Source organism: Campylobacter concisus, assembly GCF_002092845.1.
Classification (GTDB): Bacteria; Campylobacterota; Campylobacteria; order Campylobacterales; family Campylobacteraceae; genus Campylobacter_A; species Campylobacter_A concisus_AQ.
In genome coordinates this window covers 1-17933 of the sequence record NZ_LVXF01000039.1, presented here as the reverse complement: position 1 = coordinate 17933, position 17933 = coordinate 1, and the positions used below count along the sequence as shown (strand labels likewise).

Genomic DNA, 17933 nt, shown 5'->3' with positions numbered 1-17933 from the left:
TGATGAAAAAGAGTTTGGTTTTATTGTTTGCTTGTTTGGGACTATTGAATGCTGGCTATATCAAAGAGGCTTTAAGCGCAAAAGACGATCACAACAAGCTAGCACAAATTTATGAAGATGCTTGCGATAAAGAGAAAAAGGCATCAGGCTGCTACAATCTAGCTGTGCTTTACAGCAGAGGTGATGGTAATGTCAAAAAGGACGAAGCAAAGGCGGCGATGCTTTATGAGAAAGCTTGCGATCAAAATTTTTCTATGGCTTGCAGTAATCTTGGCTACGCCTATGAAAAAGGCAAAGGTGTGGAGAAAGACCTAGAAAAAGCGGTTAAATTTTATGAAAGAGCTTGTAAGGATAATGAGGGTTGCACGGAGCTTGGCTTGCTTTATGCAAATGGCGCCGGCGTGACAAAGGATCTTAAAAAGGCAAAAGAGCTTTACGAAAAGGCTTGCAAGGCAGGTGATGGCATAGGATGTAGCAATCTCGGCTATCTATATGCGCAAGGTGAAGGTGTAGAGAAAGACTATGCAAAAGCCAAAGCAAACTACGAAATGGCTTGTGCAAACGAAGCTGGCATAGGGTGTGATAATCTCGGCTTTTTATATGTATATGCACAAGGCGTTGATCAAAACCTCACAAAAGCCACAAAACTTTATGAGCAAGCGTGTATATATGGATATGAAAAGGGCTGCAATAATTACGCTATCATGCTAGCTGAAGGTAAAGGCGTAAAAGAAGACGTGGAGAAAGCACGTGAAATTTTTACTAGAAGCTGCAAAAATGGCTTAAAAGAAGCGTGCGAGAATTTAGAAATTTTAGGAAAGCATTGATGCTTGATAAAGTTAGCCCAGTGGCATTTAAAGCTTATAAATATAAAAATAAAAAATACTAAAGGAGATAATTATGATTTTACGTTCTATCTTGAGTTCAGCACTACTAGCAACCATACTTTTTAGTGCTTCTACAAATGAACAAGCCGTCAAAATGAAACCGATGTTTCAAAGCGTGGATCCTAGCAAGGCTACACTAGTAGGAAATGGCGAGGGCAAGGAGTACTGCGCCGTTTGTGGAATGAATTTGGTTAAATTTTATAAGACCAATCACGTATATAACGGCAAGCAAGTAGCATCACTCCACTGCCTATACGAGCTAACAGAAGGCAAGATCCCAAGCGACGCACAAGTCGTTGATACTAAAAATTTAAATTTGATCGACGTAAACAAGGCATTTTACGTAGTTGGTAGTAGCGTCAAAGGCACAATGACTAGAAATAGCAAATATGCCTTCTCAACCGAGGCTGACGCAAAAGAATTTCAAGCAGAAAATGGCGGCGAAATAATGAACTTTGCTAAAGCTTACGAGATCGCTGGACAGGATTTCGAGGGTGATAATAAAATGATAAAAGCTAAACGTGAGGACGGCGTTTACGCACATGGTAAGGAATTTTACGAGGCAAACTGCGATAAAACTGATCCAAAAAGCTTTAAAGCTATCTCTGAGCTAAAAGCTCATCTTAAACAAGTATGTGACTCAAAAGAGGTCAGCAAAGCTCCAGAGTACGACAAACACCTACAAGCTGCCGCTTTGTATCTATGGGACGCTCCGGCAAATTTAGGTACTAGCAACCAAGCCTCAAAAGCTAAACAAGAAATAAAAAAACCTGAGAGAATAGTCGTACCAAAGGGCGCAAGATGCGCGGTATGTGGCATGCTTGTCAAAAATTCTCCATGGGCGACACTCATCAAAGCAGATGGCAAGGATTATTATTTTGATGGCGTAAAAGATATGGCACAATTTTACTTTGCGGATGGCAAAATGAAAGATGCTTATGTGAGTGATTATTACACGCTAGAAAAGCTTGATGCAAAAGATGCGTTTTATGTTCACGGCTCAAACGTTTATGGACCAATGGGCGATGAGTTTATTCCATTTAAAGATGAAGCAAAGGCAGAGAGCTTTTTAAAAGATCATGCTGGCAAAGGTGTCATAAGATTTGACGAGATAAAGAATTTTATCGGTAAATAGTGTGAAATTTCTAGTTTTTTTGGCGTTATTTTTTGGACTTTCTTATACGCTTTTAGCGGCACACTATCTTAGCTTTGATCATAAAGCAAAGCAAGATGAGCTAAGAGAAATTTCTAAGATAACAAGAGCAAATGCTGCTTTTAGTTTTAATCAAAAGGGGCAAAAAGGCTTTGTCTATGATAGGTAAAAATTTTATAAACTACGCCGTGGTTCTGCTTTTTAAAGATAGAAAGGATCACCTTTTTAGCTTTTGCCTCTTTGCACTCATTATCTTTGTGCTAAGCTCGGTACTTTTCATCTCTGGATCGATCCAACATGATCTTATAAATTTAGTAAAAGATAGATCAAGTATCGTAGTGAGTGCATTTCGTGCTGGCAAAAATGATCTCATGCACCCTGGCTATATCTACGACATCTCAAAGATTGATGGCGTAAGTGATGTAAGGGGTGTGGTTGATGGAGAGTACTACTTCGTTCAAAAGCGTGTTTGGTTTCATCTATATGAAGATGATAGCTTAAAAGAGGATGAGATGATCGTCGGAGAAGGTGTCAAGGCAGCGATGAATGAGCTTTACTACGATGAGAGCTTTAATTTTCTAACTGAAGAGCGCATGATACCAGTAAAGATATTAAAGACTATGCCGGCACAAAGTGGTTTAATCTCAAATAACGCTATATTTTTGCATCCAAATACGCTAAGGGCCATCTTAAATTTAAAAGATGAAGAGTATACAAAGCTCTACGTTGAGGTGCCAAATACCGATGAGATCAGTGAAGTGGCTTTAAAGATAGAGAATTTATATCCAAATTCTTTCGCTCTTAGTATAGAAGATGAGGTGGCTAAGGTTAGGCACCTTTACTATTATAAGGGTGGAATTTTTATGAGCATTTACGTTAGTGTTATGCTTATATTCTTTGTCTTGCTTAAAAACCAAATTTCACTCGCCTATGGTAGTAAAAAGCGTGAAATAGCTATTTTAAGAAGCATTGGTTTTTGTATAAAAGATATTATATTTTTAAAATTTATACAAAATTTCATCGTTAGCGTTAGTGCTTTTTTGCTAGGTGTTATGCTGGCTTATCTCTTTGTTTTTGTATTAAATGCTCCACTTCTAAAAGGGATATTTTTAGGTGATGAGCTTTTAAATTTTACAAATTTTACGCCTATTTTAGAGTTTGATAAGCTCTTTTTGATCTTTGTTTTTGGTGTGATACCATTTTTGGCGTTTGTACTCATACCTTCATGGAGAGTAGCAAGTAGTGATATAAATGAGGGGCTAAAATGATAAATATAAGAGGTGTTAGCCTAGTTTATAACCAAAACAAACAAAATGAGTTTTGTGCTTTAAAAAATATAAATTTAGATATTAATGATGGCGAGTTAGTGATACTAAAAGGCATTAGTGGAAGCGGTAAAAGCACACTACTTTCTCTTATTGCCCTACTTCAAAAGCCAACTAGCGGAGAAATTTTGATAGATGGCACCAACATCGCAAAGCTACCCGATGCCTTTTGCTCTGAGCTTAGACACAAAAGGCTTGGATTGGTTTTTCAAAATTTTAACCTTATTGATGGTTTGAGTGTTTATGAAAATTTACTAGCTCCATTTGCTCTAACAAATTTTAAAGCAAATGTGCGAGATGAGATGATAAAAAAGGCTCTAAGTCTCGCAAATATCTCTCATAAAAAAGATGAAAACGTATCAAATTTAAGTGGCGGTGAGCGTCAAAGATGTGCGGTAGCTAGGGCTTTATCTATGGATGCTAACATCATCTTGGCTGATGAGCCAACGGCAAATTTAGACAGACAAAATGCGCGTGCATTTTTGGGCTTACTAGAGTCTTTTAAAACTCTAAAAAAGAGTGTTATTGTCGCTACTCACGATAGCATTTTTGATGAGCTAAGTGCAACAGATAGGGTTGTCAGCTTGCAAAACGGAGAGATAGTATGAGTGTCTTTTTATCAAACGCCGTTATTGCCTTTTTGTTAGCGGAGTTTGTGCTTTTAGTTTTGATGAGCATTTCGCTCTTTTATGTCGTTAGGATCGTGAGGTCGTGGGATTACAATGCACTAACATCGCTTCAATACTCGCTTGAAAAGCAAAACTATCTTGTAAATACGATCTTACTTTTTTGCGTCTGTATCAAGATCGTATTGTTTATATTTTTTGCACTTTGCCTAAATGAACTCTCTGATATTGTGCCCGGTGCCATGTGCTCAGCTGGCGTGATTGGCTCAAATAAATTTGGTGGCATATTGATGCTCACTAAAATTTTGCTGATCTTTGGGCTTGGTATTTGGCTGGTTATAAATAAGCTTGACTTACAGGCTCTAAATTTCCCTTATCTAAAGAAAAAATACGCCATTTTTATCTGCCTTTTTGTCATGATACTACTTGAGCTTGGCATAGAAATTTCGTTTTTTTACAATATCCCACTAAAAGTGCCGGTCTTTTGCTGCTCTGTTACTTTTCAAGCTCCAAAGCTACCATTTGGCTATACAAATTTTGGTTTAGTAAGCGTATTTTTTGTGCTATTTTTTGTCATTTTGGTGCTAAATTTTTTAAAGCAAAGTATGGCGAGTTTCGTGGCAAATTTATTGTTTTTGGTACTTAGCTACTACGCCATCACCTACTTTTTTGGCCTTTATGTTTACGAGCAACCGAACCATAAATGCCCATACTGCATGCTAAAAGGTGACTATTTTTACGTTGGCTATCTTATCTGGGGCAGTTTGTTTCTAGGTGTTTTTTACGGCCTTATGCCATATCTTGTTGAGATCATAACAAAGACAAACTACTCACACAAGCTTAAATTTTCATCGATCTGGCTAGGTGTTTGCGTGCTGATCTGCTCGCTTTATGTCCTGAAATACTATTTGTTAAGAGGATTTTTATTTTGATAAAACAAATTTTTTCTTTGTGTTTGTTAGCTCTAGTTTTAGCTGTACTTGCCTATAATGCCGACATAAGCGACGATAAAATTTTAGTACTAAATAACGGCAAATCAGAGCCGATCGAGCAACTTACGCCAAATAAATTTATATGTTATGAGAGTAGGACGCTTATCACTGATAACAACGACACAGCCCAAGCCATCATGCCAAATGGTGATATCTATTTTTTTAACGATATCACAAATTCTTTCATCTGGTATATGGCGCAAAAGAGCAAAGATAAGATCAAGCTATATGTCTATTCAAGAGATACGAATCGCTACATCCTAGCGCAAAATGCTTGGTACTCAAGGGTTGATATCACGCCTATGGGATACGGCATAGGGGCGTACGAGTTTCACACATATGGCATAAACGACAACTACTTTAAAGAGGTCTTGCTCTACGCAGCACGCGGTGAGACGCTACTAAATCCATATATAAACATCCTACTTTCAGAAAATAAGATATAAATTTGCATGAGCTCTAAATTTAGCAGAGCTCGTTTAATTTAAATTTATTGCCTAAAATCTACTACTAGTTTATTCTTATTATGTCTATGTTGCTATTGTTTATTTTTTTATAATAATCACATCCTGTCTGATATCCTAAATCACAAGCTTTTTTAAATAGTTTAATTGCTTTGATATAGTCATGTTTTATACCCTGGTCTTTTAAATATAAAACTCCCAAATTAGAACAACTTTGGCCAATTTCATCATCACATGCTTTTTGCCATAGTTTGGCTGCTTTTAGGTGGTCTTGTTTTACTGATTGCCCCTTTGAGTAAAAATTTCCTAAATTATTACAGCTTTGAGAATATCCATCATCACAAGCTTTTTCAAACAATTTGGCTGCTTCTATATAATCTTGCTTTACACCATTGCCATTCATATACAAAACTCCTAAATTGTGGCAACCATTGGCGTATTCGCCATCGCAAGCTTTTTCATAGAGCCAGGCTGCTTTATAGTAGTCTTGTTTTGTTAGTTGTCCATTTTCATAAAAAAATCCCAAATAAAAACAACTTTCAGCATATTTGCCTTCACAAGCTTTTTCGTATAGCTCAATCGCTTTACGAATGTCTTGCTTTACACCTATTCCGTCCCTATATTGGTCTCCCAAATTACTACAAGCGATAGTACTTTTGCCATCACAAGCTTTTTTATATAGCCAGGCTGCTTTATGATAGTCTACTTTGACGCCAAGACCATCTGAGTATAAAGCCCCTAGCATATTGCAGCATTCAGCATTTCCATCATCGCAGGCCATGCTAAATATCTCGGCCGCCTTATAATAATTGCCTTGATCATAGGCTTCAATTCCAAGTTTAACTATATCCTTAGAGAAGCTGGTAGTTAGTAGGATCACGGATAAAAGAACAGCCTTTTTCATTTTTCTCCATTTTTGTAAATTTGTAGTTATTGTGGTTTGGCTTGCCTCTTTGTTAGAGGAATAAGCCAAATTTAGTATCTAACGTTATTAACCTTTAAAAAGTCTCTTAGGTCTTCGTATTCGCTATTTTCGAAGTAGCGCCATTTGCCAGGCTTTAGCATATCAAGGCTAACACGACCAAAGCTAACCCTTTTTAGATCCATTACTTCAAGGTCAAAGTAGCCAAAGAAACGGCGAAGCTCTCTGTTTTGACCTTCATTAATGATGACTTTTAGTTTTGTGTAACCGCCGCTTGAGCCAAAGACTTTATAGGCTAGAAATGGCTTAAATTCCATTGATTTTATAGTGGTTTTTGCGTGCGCGCCTTTGGTAGCGTCCTTGGCAAAAAAGCCATTTGTCATGGCCTCTATCACCTCTTTCGTTACTTCGCCTTTTACCTTTAGATAGTATTCTCTCTCTATGTCGCTATTCATTAGCGCTGTGGCGATAGCTGGGGCGTCAGTTAGTAAAAGTAGCCCTTCGCTTGCATAGTCTAGGCGCCCTACGCTAACAAATTTGGCAAATTTCTTGTCTAACGTGTCATAGATCGTTTTTCGTCCGCGATCATCTTTCTTACTAACTAGCTCGCCCTTTTGTTTGTGATAAACGATAACGGTAAATTCTTTTTTTAGCTTTATCAAACGGCCATTTATACGCACTTTATCATCTTCATCCACGCTTGTCGCAAGATCGCTAACCACGCGCCCTGCTATGCTAACCTTGCCAGCTTTTATCAGCTCATCTGCCTCACGGCGTGAGTAGTTTGTGTTGTGTGAGATAAATTTATTAAGTCTTGTTTTTTCCATTTTATAGTCCTAAATTTGCAAGGTCGTGGATATGTAAAACACCCACAGGTACGCCATTTTCTACGACGGCTAGAAGTTGAATTTTATACTTTTCTATCAAAGCTAACGCATCTACAGCTAACATCTCTTTGTTATCTATCTCTTTTGGTTTTAGGGTTGCAAATTTCATCGCTGGCTCGTCTAAGTCAAAGTCCTCTCTCATAAGCGCGCGCCTAAGATCGCCGTCACTTAAAAGGGCGTCTAGTACGCCATCTTTATCAACTATGAGAACCGTGCCAAGTTTGCCATGCGTCATCGTATCGATCGCACTTTTTAGGGTTGCATTCCAGCGAACTATCGGTAAATTTTCGCTTCTCATTACATCTTTGACCTTTAAAAATAGTCTCTTGCCAAGGCTGCCACCTGGATGAAAATTTGCAAAGTCCTCTTTTTTAAAGCCTCGTTTTTGCATCAAACAAACAGCTAACGCATCGCCAAGAGCTAACGTTAGCGTAGTTGATGCTGTTGGAGCAGCGTTTAGTGGGCAGGCCTCTTTCTCTACGTCAATGCTAATAAATGCATTACTAAATTTACCAAGCGAGCTTGTTTTGCTCCTTGCCATGGCGACGATTTTTACGCCAAAGCGCTTTACGTGAGGCAAAATTTTGATAAGCTCATCACTCTCGCCACTAAAGCTAATGGCTAACAAAACATCATCTTTTTCTATCATGCCAAGGTCGCCGTGCATAGCCTCTGTTGGATGCAAGAAAAAGCTTGGCGTACCAGTACTAGCAAGCGTGGCAGCGATCTTTGCGCCTACATGACCGCTCTTGCCCACGCCTGTGACTATTACCTTACCTTTTGTATTAAATATCAAATTTACAGCATCTTCTATCTCTAAGTTTTTAGCATGTCTTAAAAGCTCGTTTGCTTCTATCTTTAAAACTTCGGCTGCGATTTGGTTGATTGTTTGCATAAATTTCCCTTACATTAGATAGATAATCGGTACGATAGTTGGGTACTTTTTGACCTTTCTAAAGATATGCTTTCTAATCACTTGACGTACTTGTGACTCGAGCAGTCTGCCATCTTTTAAAAGCTCCTCTTTTATATTGCTTAAAAACTGCGTCAAAATTTCTTGCATCTCTTTGCTAAACTCCGCATCTTGTTTATTGCCCACAAGGCCGTAGCTAATGACGCGAGGCTTGTTTATAAGTTTTGCACCATGACGTGAAATTTGAGCGATTATCATGACGACACCTGCTTCGGCAAGATTTTGTCTATCGATGACGACATCGTCTGAGATTTGTTTATTTATTTGATTGTCTATGAAGACTTTACCGGTTTTTACCGTTTTTACACGTTTTAAGTATTTTTGACAGATCTCCATTTGATCGCCATCGCTCATTAGATAGATGTTTCTCTCGTCTACACCGCAGCTTATAGCTGTCTCTTTGTGTTTTGCGATGTGATTATACTCGCCATGTACTGGCAAGAAAAATTTTGGTTTTATAAGACGTAGCATCAGCTTTTGCTCTTCTTGTGCTGCGTGACCGCTGACGTGGATCTCGCTAAAGTCTTGGTAAGCGACGCTCGCGCCTGATTTTATTAGGAAATTTAATACAGTTGAGATACTACTTTCATTACCAGGGATTGCTTTTGAGCTGATTATTATCTGATCGGTTGGCTTTATTTTGATGTATTTGTGTTCATCAGTAGCCATTCGGTAGAGTGCGCTCATGGTCTCACCCTGAGAGCCTGTGGTGACGATCAGCACTTCGTTATCTTTAAATTTGCCAACCTCGTTAGCGTCGATAAAAATTTTCTTATCAAGCTTGATATAGCCAAGCTCCATTGCAGTATATAAATTTCTCTCCATTGATCTACCGATGACACAGACTTTGCGGTTGTATTTTAGCCCCCACTCGATCGCCTGATAAACGCGGTGGATGTTTGAACTAAATGTGCTCATAATGACGCGTCCTTTGGCCTTTGAGAATATCGCATCAAAGGTCTTGCCCACGCTGCTTTCGCTTTTAGTAAAGCCCTCTCGGTAGCTGTTCGTACTATCGCTCATAAGGCACAGTACGCCGCGCTCGCCGTAGTATGCAAGTCTGCCAAGGTCAGTTGGATAGCCGTCGATCGGCGTATGGTCGATCTTAAAGTCGCCCGTATGGATGATGGTGCCCGCCTTTGTCGTGATCGCAAGTGCTGAAGCGTCGATGATAGAGTGAGTTATGTGTATCCACTCAACCTCAAAGTCGCCTATTAGATATGGCTTTCTTTTCTCGACAGAGCGGAAAAGTGAGCGCTCCTGCTTTAAGCCGTGCTCTTCAAATTTATTATTTATCATACCAAGTGGTAAAGGCGTGGCGTAAATCGGAAATTTAAACTCTTTGTAAAAGTAAGGCACTGCACCGATATGATCTTCGTGCGCGTGAGTGATGATGACACCTTTTATTTTATCTTTTATTTTTCTAACATAGTCAAAGTCAGGGATTAGTATATCCACGCCGTGCATACTCTCGCTAGGAAAGCTCATGCCGATATCAACGATGATAGCACTAGTTTCAGTTTCAAAGACGGTCATATTGCCACCGATCTCACCAAGACCGCCAAGTGGAGTTATGCGAATTTTATGTTCGCTTGAGTTTAGATACTTCATCGGCTCCAGACGAAGCTCGTGAACGGCCTTGTTTGCCACCATTGCACTTGCAATATCTTGCTGCCATTGCTCATTGCCATTTAGTTTTGCAGGTAAATTTTTCTTTGGCTTTTTAACCTTTTTTGGCTTTTCTTTTTGTTCTTGTGTTTTGGTTTTTGTTTCTTGTGATTCTTGTTTTTGCTCTTTTGGCTTATTATTTTCGCCGTTTTTGTTTTGATTTTTATTGTTTCTTAGCTTTTTTGGGCGAGAATTTTGGCTCTTTGGCTCGGCGTGCGTTTTGGCTTCAGTCTGCTCTGCTGCAAAGAAGTTATCTATCACGCTTTTGCTTGCTAGTGAAGTTTGCTCGGTAGTTTCACCATCTTGTTTTGGTTTATTTTTTGGTCTAAATCTTCGTCTTTTGTTGTTTTTGCTTTGGTTAGTTACAACTTTCTCTTCGTTTTTGTCGTTCATTATCTTCCTTTAATCTTTCAAATACTTTTAGATAAGAATCGACATCTAGCTCGTGTGGACGTAAATTTTGGTTTAAAGCTAGGCTTTCAAAAATTTCTTCTAACGCATTTTTGTCAAAATTTGTGGATAAATTTTTCAAAAGCGTCTTTCTTGGCGAAGCAAACGCAGCTCTTAAAAATACTTTAAAAGCCTCGTATTGTTTTGCATCTTTGAAAATCCCGTCTTTACCAAAAATCTTTTTTGTTTTTTGTAGTTTGATGACTGAGGATGTGACCTTTGGGGGTGGATTAAAAAGCTTTGCATCCACGTCAAACAAAAGCTCACATCTGCCCTGGAGTGAGGCGAGGATCGATAAAGCGCTAAATTCTTTATCCTTGCTCTTTGCACTAAATTTAAGAGCAACCTCTTTTTGTATCATCACGATAAGTCCAAGGCATTTTTCGTCATCTATCGCATTTAGTATCATTTTTGTAGCAACGTAATAGGGTAAATTTGCGACTAAAAAGTAGTTCTCGCTACTTAGTCCGCCCTCTTGCTGACACTGTTCTAATGCATCTTTACAAAAAAGTTTTAATTGTCCATTTTGGATCTCATTTGCAAATTTGACCTTTAAAATTTGAAACAGCTCACAATCTATCTCAAAACAGGTTGTCTTATAAATTTGCAAAAGTCTAAATGTCAAATCACCTAAGCCAGGCCCAATTTCAACGACGTTTGCTACGTCATTGGGTATCGCTTGGATGATCTTATCTAGTGTCGCTTTGTCTTGTAAAAAATTCTGTCCAAAGTGCTTTTTTGCCTTTATCATAGCCGCGATATTAGCTAAAAATTACTTATACAATGATTACAAGTTTAGTTTAATCATATATAAAATGGACTATAATCACTAAATAATAACGAAATAGGGCATAAATTTGAGCAAGGCAAATACCTTAAAATACTTTTTATTATCACAATATTTAGAGCCAAAAACCTTAGACGAGCCAAAAAAGACAAATACTAGATTTAAAAAATCAATAGACCTTGAGATCGCAAATTTCGATGAGAAATTTATGCAAATTTTAAGAGCGTTTGATAGCTCACTTTTAAAAAATGGTGTAGAAATTTCAATTTATGGCGGCATTTTTGAGACTGACTTGCTCGCCATTGCGATATCAAAGCTAGCAAATGTAAAATTTGAAAAAGAGCAAATTTTAGATGAGTTGCGCTCTGAGCAAACTAGCTTTGATAAGGCGTTTTGCTATAAATTTAAGCTTGCCGGTGATTTGGTATTTTGTAAAGATGATCAAAATTTTGCTTTAAAAGATGTAATTTTACTTGATGATGATTTAACTCCATTTTTTACACCAAACTCATCTGATGATCTTTTTATCTCAACAGCTCCTTGGGCAATGGCTCGTCTAAATCATCTAAAGGAGATAAGCCAAAGTGATTTTAGCAAAGAGTGTGAGCGCATAAAAGACAAGCTATCTATTTATAAAGAAAAAATGGAATTTGGTAAATATATAAAGCTTATAAACGATGAGCTAAAAAGTGCACTTAAAACACCATTTTGTAATGATTTCTTAAGGCTTGAAGTAAAGATCATAAATCCAAATTTTAAAGAAAATGATAGCCTTTTAAATAGCTTTTTCATAGATGATATAAATTTGCTTATCAAATTTCACGAGTCAGGCAGGACGCATGAGCTAACGGATCAGTTTTTGGATGATGGCAGTGAGAATAAATTTGAAAGACTTGATGTAAGAGATGAGCAAAATAGAAGGCTTGTTAGAGATTTTTTTAAAGCAGAAGAGTATCCAAGATCGGCCTTTGCTAGCGACTTTGCACTAAATTTCTCACAGCAAATTGCTGTTAATAACATCATTAAAAAATTTAAAGAAAGAAGTGGTGGAATTTATAGCGTAAATGGCGCTCCAGGAACTGGTAAAACAACGCTTTTAAAAGACGTAATGGCTGAAGTTGTTACGCTTAGAGCGATGAAGCTCGCACAAATGAGTAGACATGATATCTTTGCACCAGCTCGAGATAGTAGCGATAAGGTGCTTTATTTTACTCTAAATAAAGAACTCCAGGGCTATGAGATGGTTGTTAGCTCTTGCAATAACGGTGCGGTTGAAATTTTAAGTAAAGAGCTTAGCCAGTTAAAAAGTATTGGTAGTTATGCAGGTGAGATTGATTATTTTAAATTTATAGCTACAAGGCTTCTCTCGGCCGATGAAAAGACAAATTTTGGAGAAAAATCTTTTATCTCAAAACCTGCATGGGGGCTTTTTTGCATACCTCTTGGCTCAAAGCAAAATAAGTCAAATTTTATTTTCAACGCAATTAATGGCGTAAAGATCGAAAAAACACATAGTCAGTTTGAAGATATTTCAAAAGAATTTAAAGAATTTATAGAGCAAGATGGCTTTTTGATGGGGCTTGGCAAATACTTGGCTACCGGTGAAGGAGTTGATGGTTACGACGAGGCAAAGGAGAAATTTAATCAAGCCCTACACGAAGTAAATCTACTTTTTAGCGAGATCAGGATCAAAGAAGAGGAGCTAAAAAGTATAAATAGTGAGCTTATAAATATTGATAAAAGACTTGATAACTATAATTCAGCAAAGCAAATAGACGAGCTTTTAAAGCCACTAATAGATGAGCTGGATTTGAGCAAAAATGAGCTAGAGCAAAAGGCTACGGAAGCTAACGAGCTAACAAAGCTTATTGGCCAAAATGAAATTTTGCAAGAGTATCTGAGTGCGCCTATAAAGCCATCATTTTTTATTTTCCAGCAAATTTTAAAGACGCAAGCTTTTGAAAAATATAACAATGAAGCGCAAAAAGTTAGTGAGATAAATCGCCAAATAGCTGAGCAAAATTTGAAAGCAAGCAAGCAAAATAGTGAAAATAAAGAGAAGAATGAAGTAAAATTAAACGAACTAAAAGCTCAAATAACTCAGCTTGAAGAGAAAATTTTAGAACTTAACACCAAGATAGACCATCTAAACAAGCTTAATGATGACTTTATTAGACGTCAAAAATTAATTGGTAGAAGTGAAGAACTTGATGGCTTTTTAAATGGTAGTTTTAATCAGAGTAATGAAGAAATACAAAAGAGCATGCCATTTATGATGGAGCGTGATCTTGATGAGAAATTTTATAAGACAAAGCTTTTTAACGCAAGAATCAAGCTTTTTAAAGAAGCGCTTAATCTGCATAAAGCCACTATCTTTGCTTGCAAAGAAGCTGTTAGAACAAATTTACGAGCTCTTAGTGTTATATTTAATGATGAAAAAATGGCTGAAAAAAACGGGCTTGAGGCTAAAGATAGACGTGAAATAATAAAAGGATTATTTTTATTAACGCCAGTTGTTAGTTCTACTTTCGCATCTTTTAATAATACCTTTAAAGAGCTACTAAATGGTGATATAGGCTTGCTCTTAATAGATGAGGCAGGGCAGGCAAATTTAACTAACGCATTAGGTGCACTGCTTCGTTCAAACATGGCTGTTGTAGTTGGTGATCCACTTCAACTTGAGCCTGTTGTAACATTGCCACCAGCTTTAAATAACGCTATTTTACACTACTGTGATGCAAAAGATGAGTTTAATCTACTAAAATCATCAGTTCAACTTCGAGCCGATAAAGTACAAAATATTGGTACATATATAAAAGGAGAGGGTAAGTCCATTTGGGTTGGTTCGCCACTTATCGTTCATAGAAGGTGCGCCAACCCTATGTTTAAAATTTCAAACGAAACAACATATGATGATATGATGATACTTGGCAGAGATAGTGAAAGCAAGCTTAGTGACCCTAACATCAAAACAGAATGGATTGATGTTAGTAGTGATGAATGGATAGGTAACTATAATAAAGCCGAAGGTATGATCGTTAAAGAGCTTTTAGATGGTAAGCTAGCCAAGCTAAAAGATAGCGTTAAAATAATAACACCTTTTAAAGATGTTTGTAAAAATTTAAAAGGAGCTGGCACTATCCATACTATGCAAGGCAAAGAAGCTGATGTTGTTATCTTTGTCCTTGGCGGTGCTACAAAAGGTGCTAGAGCATGGGCTGCTAGTACGCCAAATTTACTAAATGTAGCACTAACAAGAGCAAAAGAAGTTGTTTATATAGTTGGCAACCGAGAAAATTGGTCTAATTTGCCATATTTTGAGGTAGCTGCTAGAAAAATAGATAAAGGACAGATTTGAATCATTTTGCAAAACGCATAATCCCATGCCTTGATGTAAAAGATGGCAGAGTTGTAAAAGGTGTAAATTTCGTAGGACTTGTCGATGCTGGAGATCCTGTGGAAATAGCTAAAAGATACAATGACGAGGGTGCTGATGAGCTTTGCTTTTTGGATATCACTGCCTCTCATCTTGGGCGTGATACGATAGTTGATGTCGTAAAAAAGGTCGCAAGTAAGCTTTTTATCCCACTAACAGTTGGTGGCGGTATACGCACGTTAGATGATATATCACGCCTTTTAAATGCTGGCTGTGATAAAGTAAGCTTAAATTCATCAGCCATACAAGATCCAAATTTGATTGACGAAGCAGCTAAGAAATTTGGCTCGCAATGTGTTGTAGTAGCGATCGATGCCAAGAAGATCGAAAATGGTTATAGTGTTTTTATAAATGGTGGCAGGATCGATACTAAAAAAGATGCCTTTTCTTGGGCAAAAGAGGTCGAGTCGCGTGGAGCAGGTGAGATATTGCTAACCTCTATGGATAATGATGGTGTCAAACTAGGCTTTAATCTTGAGCTAACAAAGATATTTAGTACGCTTTCTATACCGACTATTGCAAGCGGCGGAGCTGGTAAGATGGAGCACTTTAAAGAGGCTTTTGAAGCCGGGGCTGATGCGTGTTTAGCTGCTTCGATATTTCACTTTGGCGAAATCGAGATAAAAAAACTAAAAGAGTATCTCAAAGCAAATGGTGTTGAGGTTAGGCTCTGATGTTGATTGTCTCTGCTGGAAAAAACGAAATTTTTGACTTTGCTTTGCCAATGGGTGTGGGCCTAGTTGATATGGCGATAAATTTGACAAAATTTTTGCAGAAACGAGCATGTATTGGAGCGGATGAAAAGGGTATAAATTTAAAAAATATCGATCCGCAATATCTTGCAAAGATCGAGGCTAAATTTGCAAACTCATCAAATCCAGAGCTAAAAAATATAAGCCAAAATTTGTCAAAAAATCCTGAACGAAATTTATATCAGATGCCAGAAAAAATAGTTTTCGTTGGCTCAGCTGGTCTTTATAAAGATGGTGAAATTTTACAAATTTATGAAAGCTCGGTTGGGGCAAATATTGAAATTTCTAGCGTAGAAAATAGATCTTATTCACCGATTGAGTGTGAAATTTCTTCTATCGTTTCACGTGGAACTATCAAAACAAATTCATCAAATTTCATAACTATAGACAAAAATTTGGCTCATAAGATATTTGAAAAAGGCTATTTTTTAGAAAATATGGAGTTTTTTTCTGTTCTAAGAGTAGCTCAAATTTTTAAAATTCCAGCTTATGGAATTTTTGTAGCGACAAATTTTTGTGATAAAAATGCACATGCTGATTTTATAAAAAATCACGCAGAGGCCAAGAAAATTCTAACAAAATATATAAAGGAAAATATGTGATAAATTTGCTTGATCTTAGTATTGATGAGCTAAAAGAGTTAGTTTCTCCACCATTCAGAGCAATACAAATCTACGAGTGGATATATAAGAAAAATGCAACCGATTTTAGCCAAATGCTAAATTTACCTAAAGATATGCGCCAAGGTCTAGCTGAAAAATTTTATATCGAACCTTTAAAATGTGTAAAATTTGAGCAAAGTAGTGATGGTTCGATCAAGTATCTTTTTGAGCTAAAAGATGGGCTAAAGATAGAGAGTGTCTTGCTCCCGATGAAAGAGGAGATTAGTGATGAGAATGGAAAGGTCAGTCGCCATGCTCGTTATACGGTTTGTGTTAGTTCGCAGGTTGGCTGTAAAATGGGCTGTGCTTTTTGTCTAACAGCAAAGGGTGGGCTTGTTAGAAATTTGACTGCAGGCGAGATTGTGGGACAAATTTTATGGATAAAAAGAGAAAAAAAAATACCTTATGAAAGACGTATAAATGTCGTTTATATGGGTATGGGTGAGCCACTTGATAATCTTACTAACGTTAGTAAAGCTATCAAAATTTTAGCTCTTAATGAGGGTCTAGCCATATCACCACGTCGTCAAACCGTTTCAACTAGCGGACTTGGCAGTCAGATAAAAAAGCTTGGTGAGATGGATCTTGGCGTGTTATTGGCCATATCGCTTCATGCTGTTACTAATGAGCTTAGAAGCCGCCTAATGCCGATAAATAAGGCATATAACATCGAGGCTGTTATGGATGCTGTTAGGGGATTTCCTATCGATATGCGAAAGCGTGTAATGTTTGAATACCTTGTTATAAAGGATTTAAACGATAGCGTGAGTGATGCTAAAAAGTTGGTAAAACTACTTCATGGCATAAAAGCAAAGGTAAATCTTATATATTTTAATCCACATGAGGGCAGTGAATTTGGACGACCTGAGCTTACCAGCATGCTAAAATTTCAAGAATATCTAAGAGATCACGGCGTTACTTGCACGATCAGACAGAGCAAAGGACTTGATATAAGTGCAGCTTGTGGACAGTTAAAACAACGCAATGAAAATGCAAAATTTAAAGCTATTGCCAGTGATAAAAATTTAAAAACACAGTCGCTTGAAGATAATAGTAAAGCCAGTGTGAGTTAGAATGAGTGTACTTGATATAGCCGAAATAGTCTTTGTTACTATTGTGGTTTTACTTGGATTAGGGCTTATTTTAAAAGTTTTAAAAGATGAAAAAGATAGGCATAAATTCTAAGCCTTAACATCAAGATAAAGCCTAACTCTTATAAAGAAATAAAATGGAGTGTTAATTGCATAAACTATAAAATTATTATTGTGGTATTTAAAAGCGATAAACTTTGGCAAAACGTAGGTAAAGGTTTATGAGAAATAGAAATTTATTAAAAAAATTAGACTAAAGTTAGCTCTCTTTTGCAAATCTATAAAATTCGTTTTCAGCGTCAAATTTGCTTTTTATCTTGTAAAAAATTTCATCAAATTTAAATGAAATTTCGTCCGAGTGAAGCAAGAGCCTTTTTGCACCAGTTAAATTTATCCGTTCACGCTCACACATTTCTTTATCTAAAATTTTCTCGATCTGTGGACGTGACAAACCATAAAGTGGTTCGCCAAGGATCTTGTGTTTCACATGAAACAAATGTAAGCGAATTTGATGCTGCCTGCCAGTGAGAGGAATAGCCCGAAGTAAAGTTGTATCGATATCGTCAAAATATCTGATCGGCAAAATTTTAGTCACAGCGCTCTTGCCGTTTTTGCAAATTTGCATCCGCATTTTCACATCGTCGTAGTTGTTTGCTAGATCCATTTTGGCATCGATCATAAATTCTCGTTCGATCTTACCTTGTACCATTGCGACGTAGCTTTTAAAAACCTCTCTATTTTCAAAAATTTTCTTTAGTTTAATCGTAGAATTTCTATCTTTGCCCACGACTATCACACCGCTCGTCTCAAAGTCCAGCCTATGTGCCACGCTTGCATCTCGTCCAAAAAGTGTATAAA

The 17933-nt window shown here is 37.2% G+C and carries 17 protein-coding genes; 11 read left to right on the top strand and 6 right to left on the bottom strand.

Annotated elements, in window-relative coordinates:
* Window positions 1–2: 2 nt before the first annotated feature.
* The 7 genes from A3854_RS07570 (at window position 3) to A3854_RS07540 (ending at window position 5429) form a co-directional block, all read left to right on the top strand.
* A complete protein-coding gene (locus tag A3854_RS07570; protein ID WP_084041973.1) occupies window positions 3–827 on the top strand; it encodes a tetratricopeptide repeat protein in 825 nt (274 codons plus the stop codon).
* A 73-nt stretch (window positions 828–900) separates the two neighbouring features.
* Window positions 901–2022, top strand: coding sequence for a nitrous oxide reductase accessory protein NosL (locus A3854_RS07565; RefSeq protein ID WP_084041972.1), 1122 nt, complete (start codon window positions 901–903; stop codon window positions 2020–2022).
* Window position 2023: 1 nt separating this feature from the next.
* A complete protein-coding gene (locus A3854_RS07560; protein WP_054197437.1) occupies window positions 2024–2209 on the top strand; it encodes a hypothetical protein in 186 nt (61 codons plus the stop codon).
* The gene (locus A3854_RS07555) at window positions 2199–3308 is read left to right on the top strand and encodes an ABC transporter permease (protein WP_084041971.1); all 1110 of its coding nucleotides are present in this window, start codon (window positions 2199–2201) and stop codon (window positions 3306–3308) included. The genes A3854_RS07560 and A3854_RS07555 overlap by 11 nt, the downstream gene beginning before the upstream one ends.
* Entirely contained in the window at window positions 3305–3973 is a 669-nt protein-coding gene (locus A3854_RS07550) for an ABC transporter ATP-binding protein (protein ID WP_084041970.1), read from the top strand. Before A3854_RS07555 ends, A3854_RS07550 begins: the two co-directional genes overlap by 4 nt.
* Window positions 3970–4923, top strand: a complete 954-nt coding sequence (locus A3854_RS07545) for a hypothetical protein (protein ID WP_021090207.1) — start codon at window positions 3970–3972, stop codon at window positions 4921–4923. Before A3854_RS07550 ends, A3854_RS07545 begins: the two co-directional genes overlap by 4 nt.
* On the top strand, window positions 4920–5429 hold the full coding sequence (locus tag A3854_RS07540) for a hypothetical protein (RefSeq protein WP_084041969.1): 510 nt from the start codon (window positions 4920–4922) through the stop codon (window positions 5427–5429). The genes A3854_RS07545 and A3854_RS07540 overlap by 4 nt, the downstream gene beginning before the upstream one ends.
* A gap of 64 nt (window positions 5430–5493) precedes the next feature.
* Here A3854_RS07540 and A3854_RS07535 read toward each other — a convergent pair whose 3' ends face one another.
* From A3854_RS07535 to rsmA, 5 genes are all read right to left on the bottom strand, one after another.
* Window positions 5494–6351: a tetratricopeptide repeat protein gene (locus A3854_RS07535; RefSeq protein ID WP_084041968.1), complete on the bottom strand. Its 858-nt coding sequence runs from the start codon at window positions 6349–6351 to the stop codon at window positions 5494–5496.
* 71 nt (window positions 6352–6422) lie between these two features.
* Window positions 6423–7196: a pseudouridine synthase gene (locus tag A3854_RS07530; RefSeq protein ID WP_084041967.1), complete on the bottom strand. Its 774-nt coding sequence runs from the start codon at window positions 7194–7196 to the stop codon at window positions 6423–6425.
* A 1-nt stretch (window position 7197) separates the two neighbouring features.
* Window positions 7198–8151, bottom strand: a complete 954-nt coding sequence (locus A3854_RS07525) for a KpsF/GutQ family sugar-phosphate isomerase (protein ID WP_084041966.1) — start codon at window positions 8149–8151, stop codon at window positions 7198–7200.
* A 9-nt stretch (window positions 8152–8160) separates the two neighbouring features.
* Complete coding sequence (locus tag A3854_RS07520; protein WP_180378669.1) at window positions 8161–10290, bottom strand: ribonuclease J; 2130 nt, start codon at window positions 10288–10290, stop codon at window positions 8161–8163.
* Complete coding sequence (gene rsmA, locus A3854_RS07515; RefSeq protein WP_084041965.1) at window positions 10256–11098, bottom strand: 16S rRNA (adenine(1518)-N(6)/adenine(1519)-N(6))-dimethyltransferase RsmA; 843 nt, start codon at window positions 11096–11098, stop codon at window positions 10256–10258. Before rsmA ends, A3854_RS07520 begins: the two co-directional genes overlap by 35 nt.
* 106 nt (window positions 11099–11204) lie before the next feature.
* On the opposite strand from rsmA, the gene A3854_RS07510 reads away from it, so the two are divergent.
* The 4 genes from A3854_RS07510 to rlmN are packed head-to-tail and all read left to right on the top strand — an operon-like array spanning window position 11205 to window position 17057.
* Entirely contained in the window at window positions 11205–14492 is a 3288-nt protein-coding gene (locus tag A3854_RS07510) for a DEAD/DEAH box helicase (protein ID WP_084041964.1), read from the top strand.
* Window positions 14489–15244: an imidazole glycerol phosphate synthase subunit HisF gene (gene hisF / locus A3854_RS07505; RefSeq protein ID WP_084041963.1), complete on the top strand. Its 756-nt coding sequence runs from the start codon at window positions 14489–14491 to the stop codon at window positions 15242–15244. The genes A3854_RS07510 and hisF overlap by 4 nt, the downstream gene beginning before the upstream one ends.
* Complete coding sequence (locus tag A3854_RS07500) at window positions 15244–15924, top strand: purine-nucleoside phosphorylase (protein WP_084041962.1); 681 nt, start codon at window positions 15244–15246, stop codon at window positions 15922–15924. Before hisF ends, A3854_RS07500 begins: the two co-directional genes overlap by 1 nt.
* Window positions 15921–17057 (top strand): 23S rRNA (adenine(2503)-C(2))-methyltransferase RlmN, encoded by a 1137-nt coding sequence (rlmN, locus tag A3854_RS07495; RefSeq protein WP_084041961.1) that lies wholly within the window; start codon window positions 15921–15923, stop codon window positions 17055–17057. Before A3854_RS07500 ends, rlmN begins: the two co-directional genes overlap by 4 nt.
* A 277-nt stretch (window positions 17058–17334) precedes the next feature.
* Here rlmN and A3854_RS07490 read toward each other — a convergent pair.
* Window positions 17335–17933 (bottom strand): pseudouridine synthase family protein (locus A3854_RS07490; protein WP_141081841.1); only part of this gene is annotated, 599 nt, incomplete at its 5' end.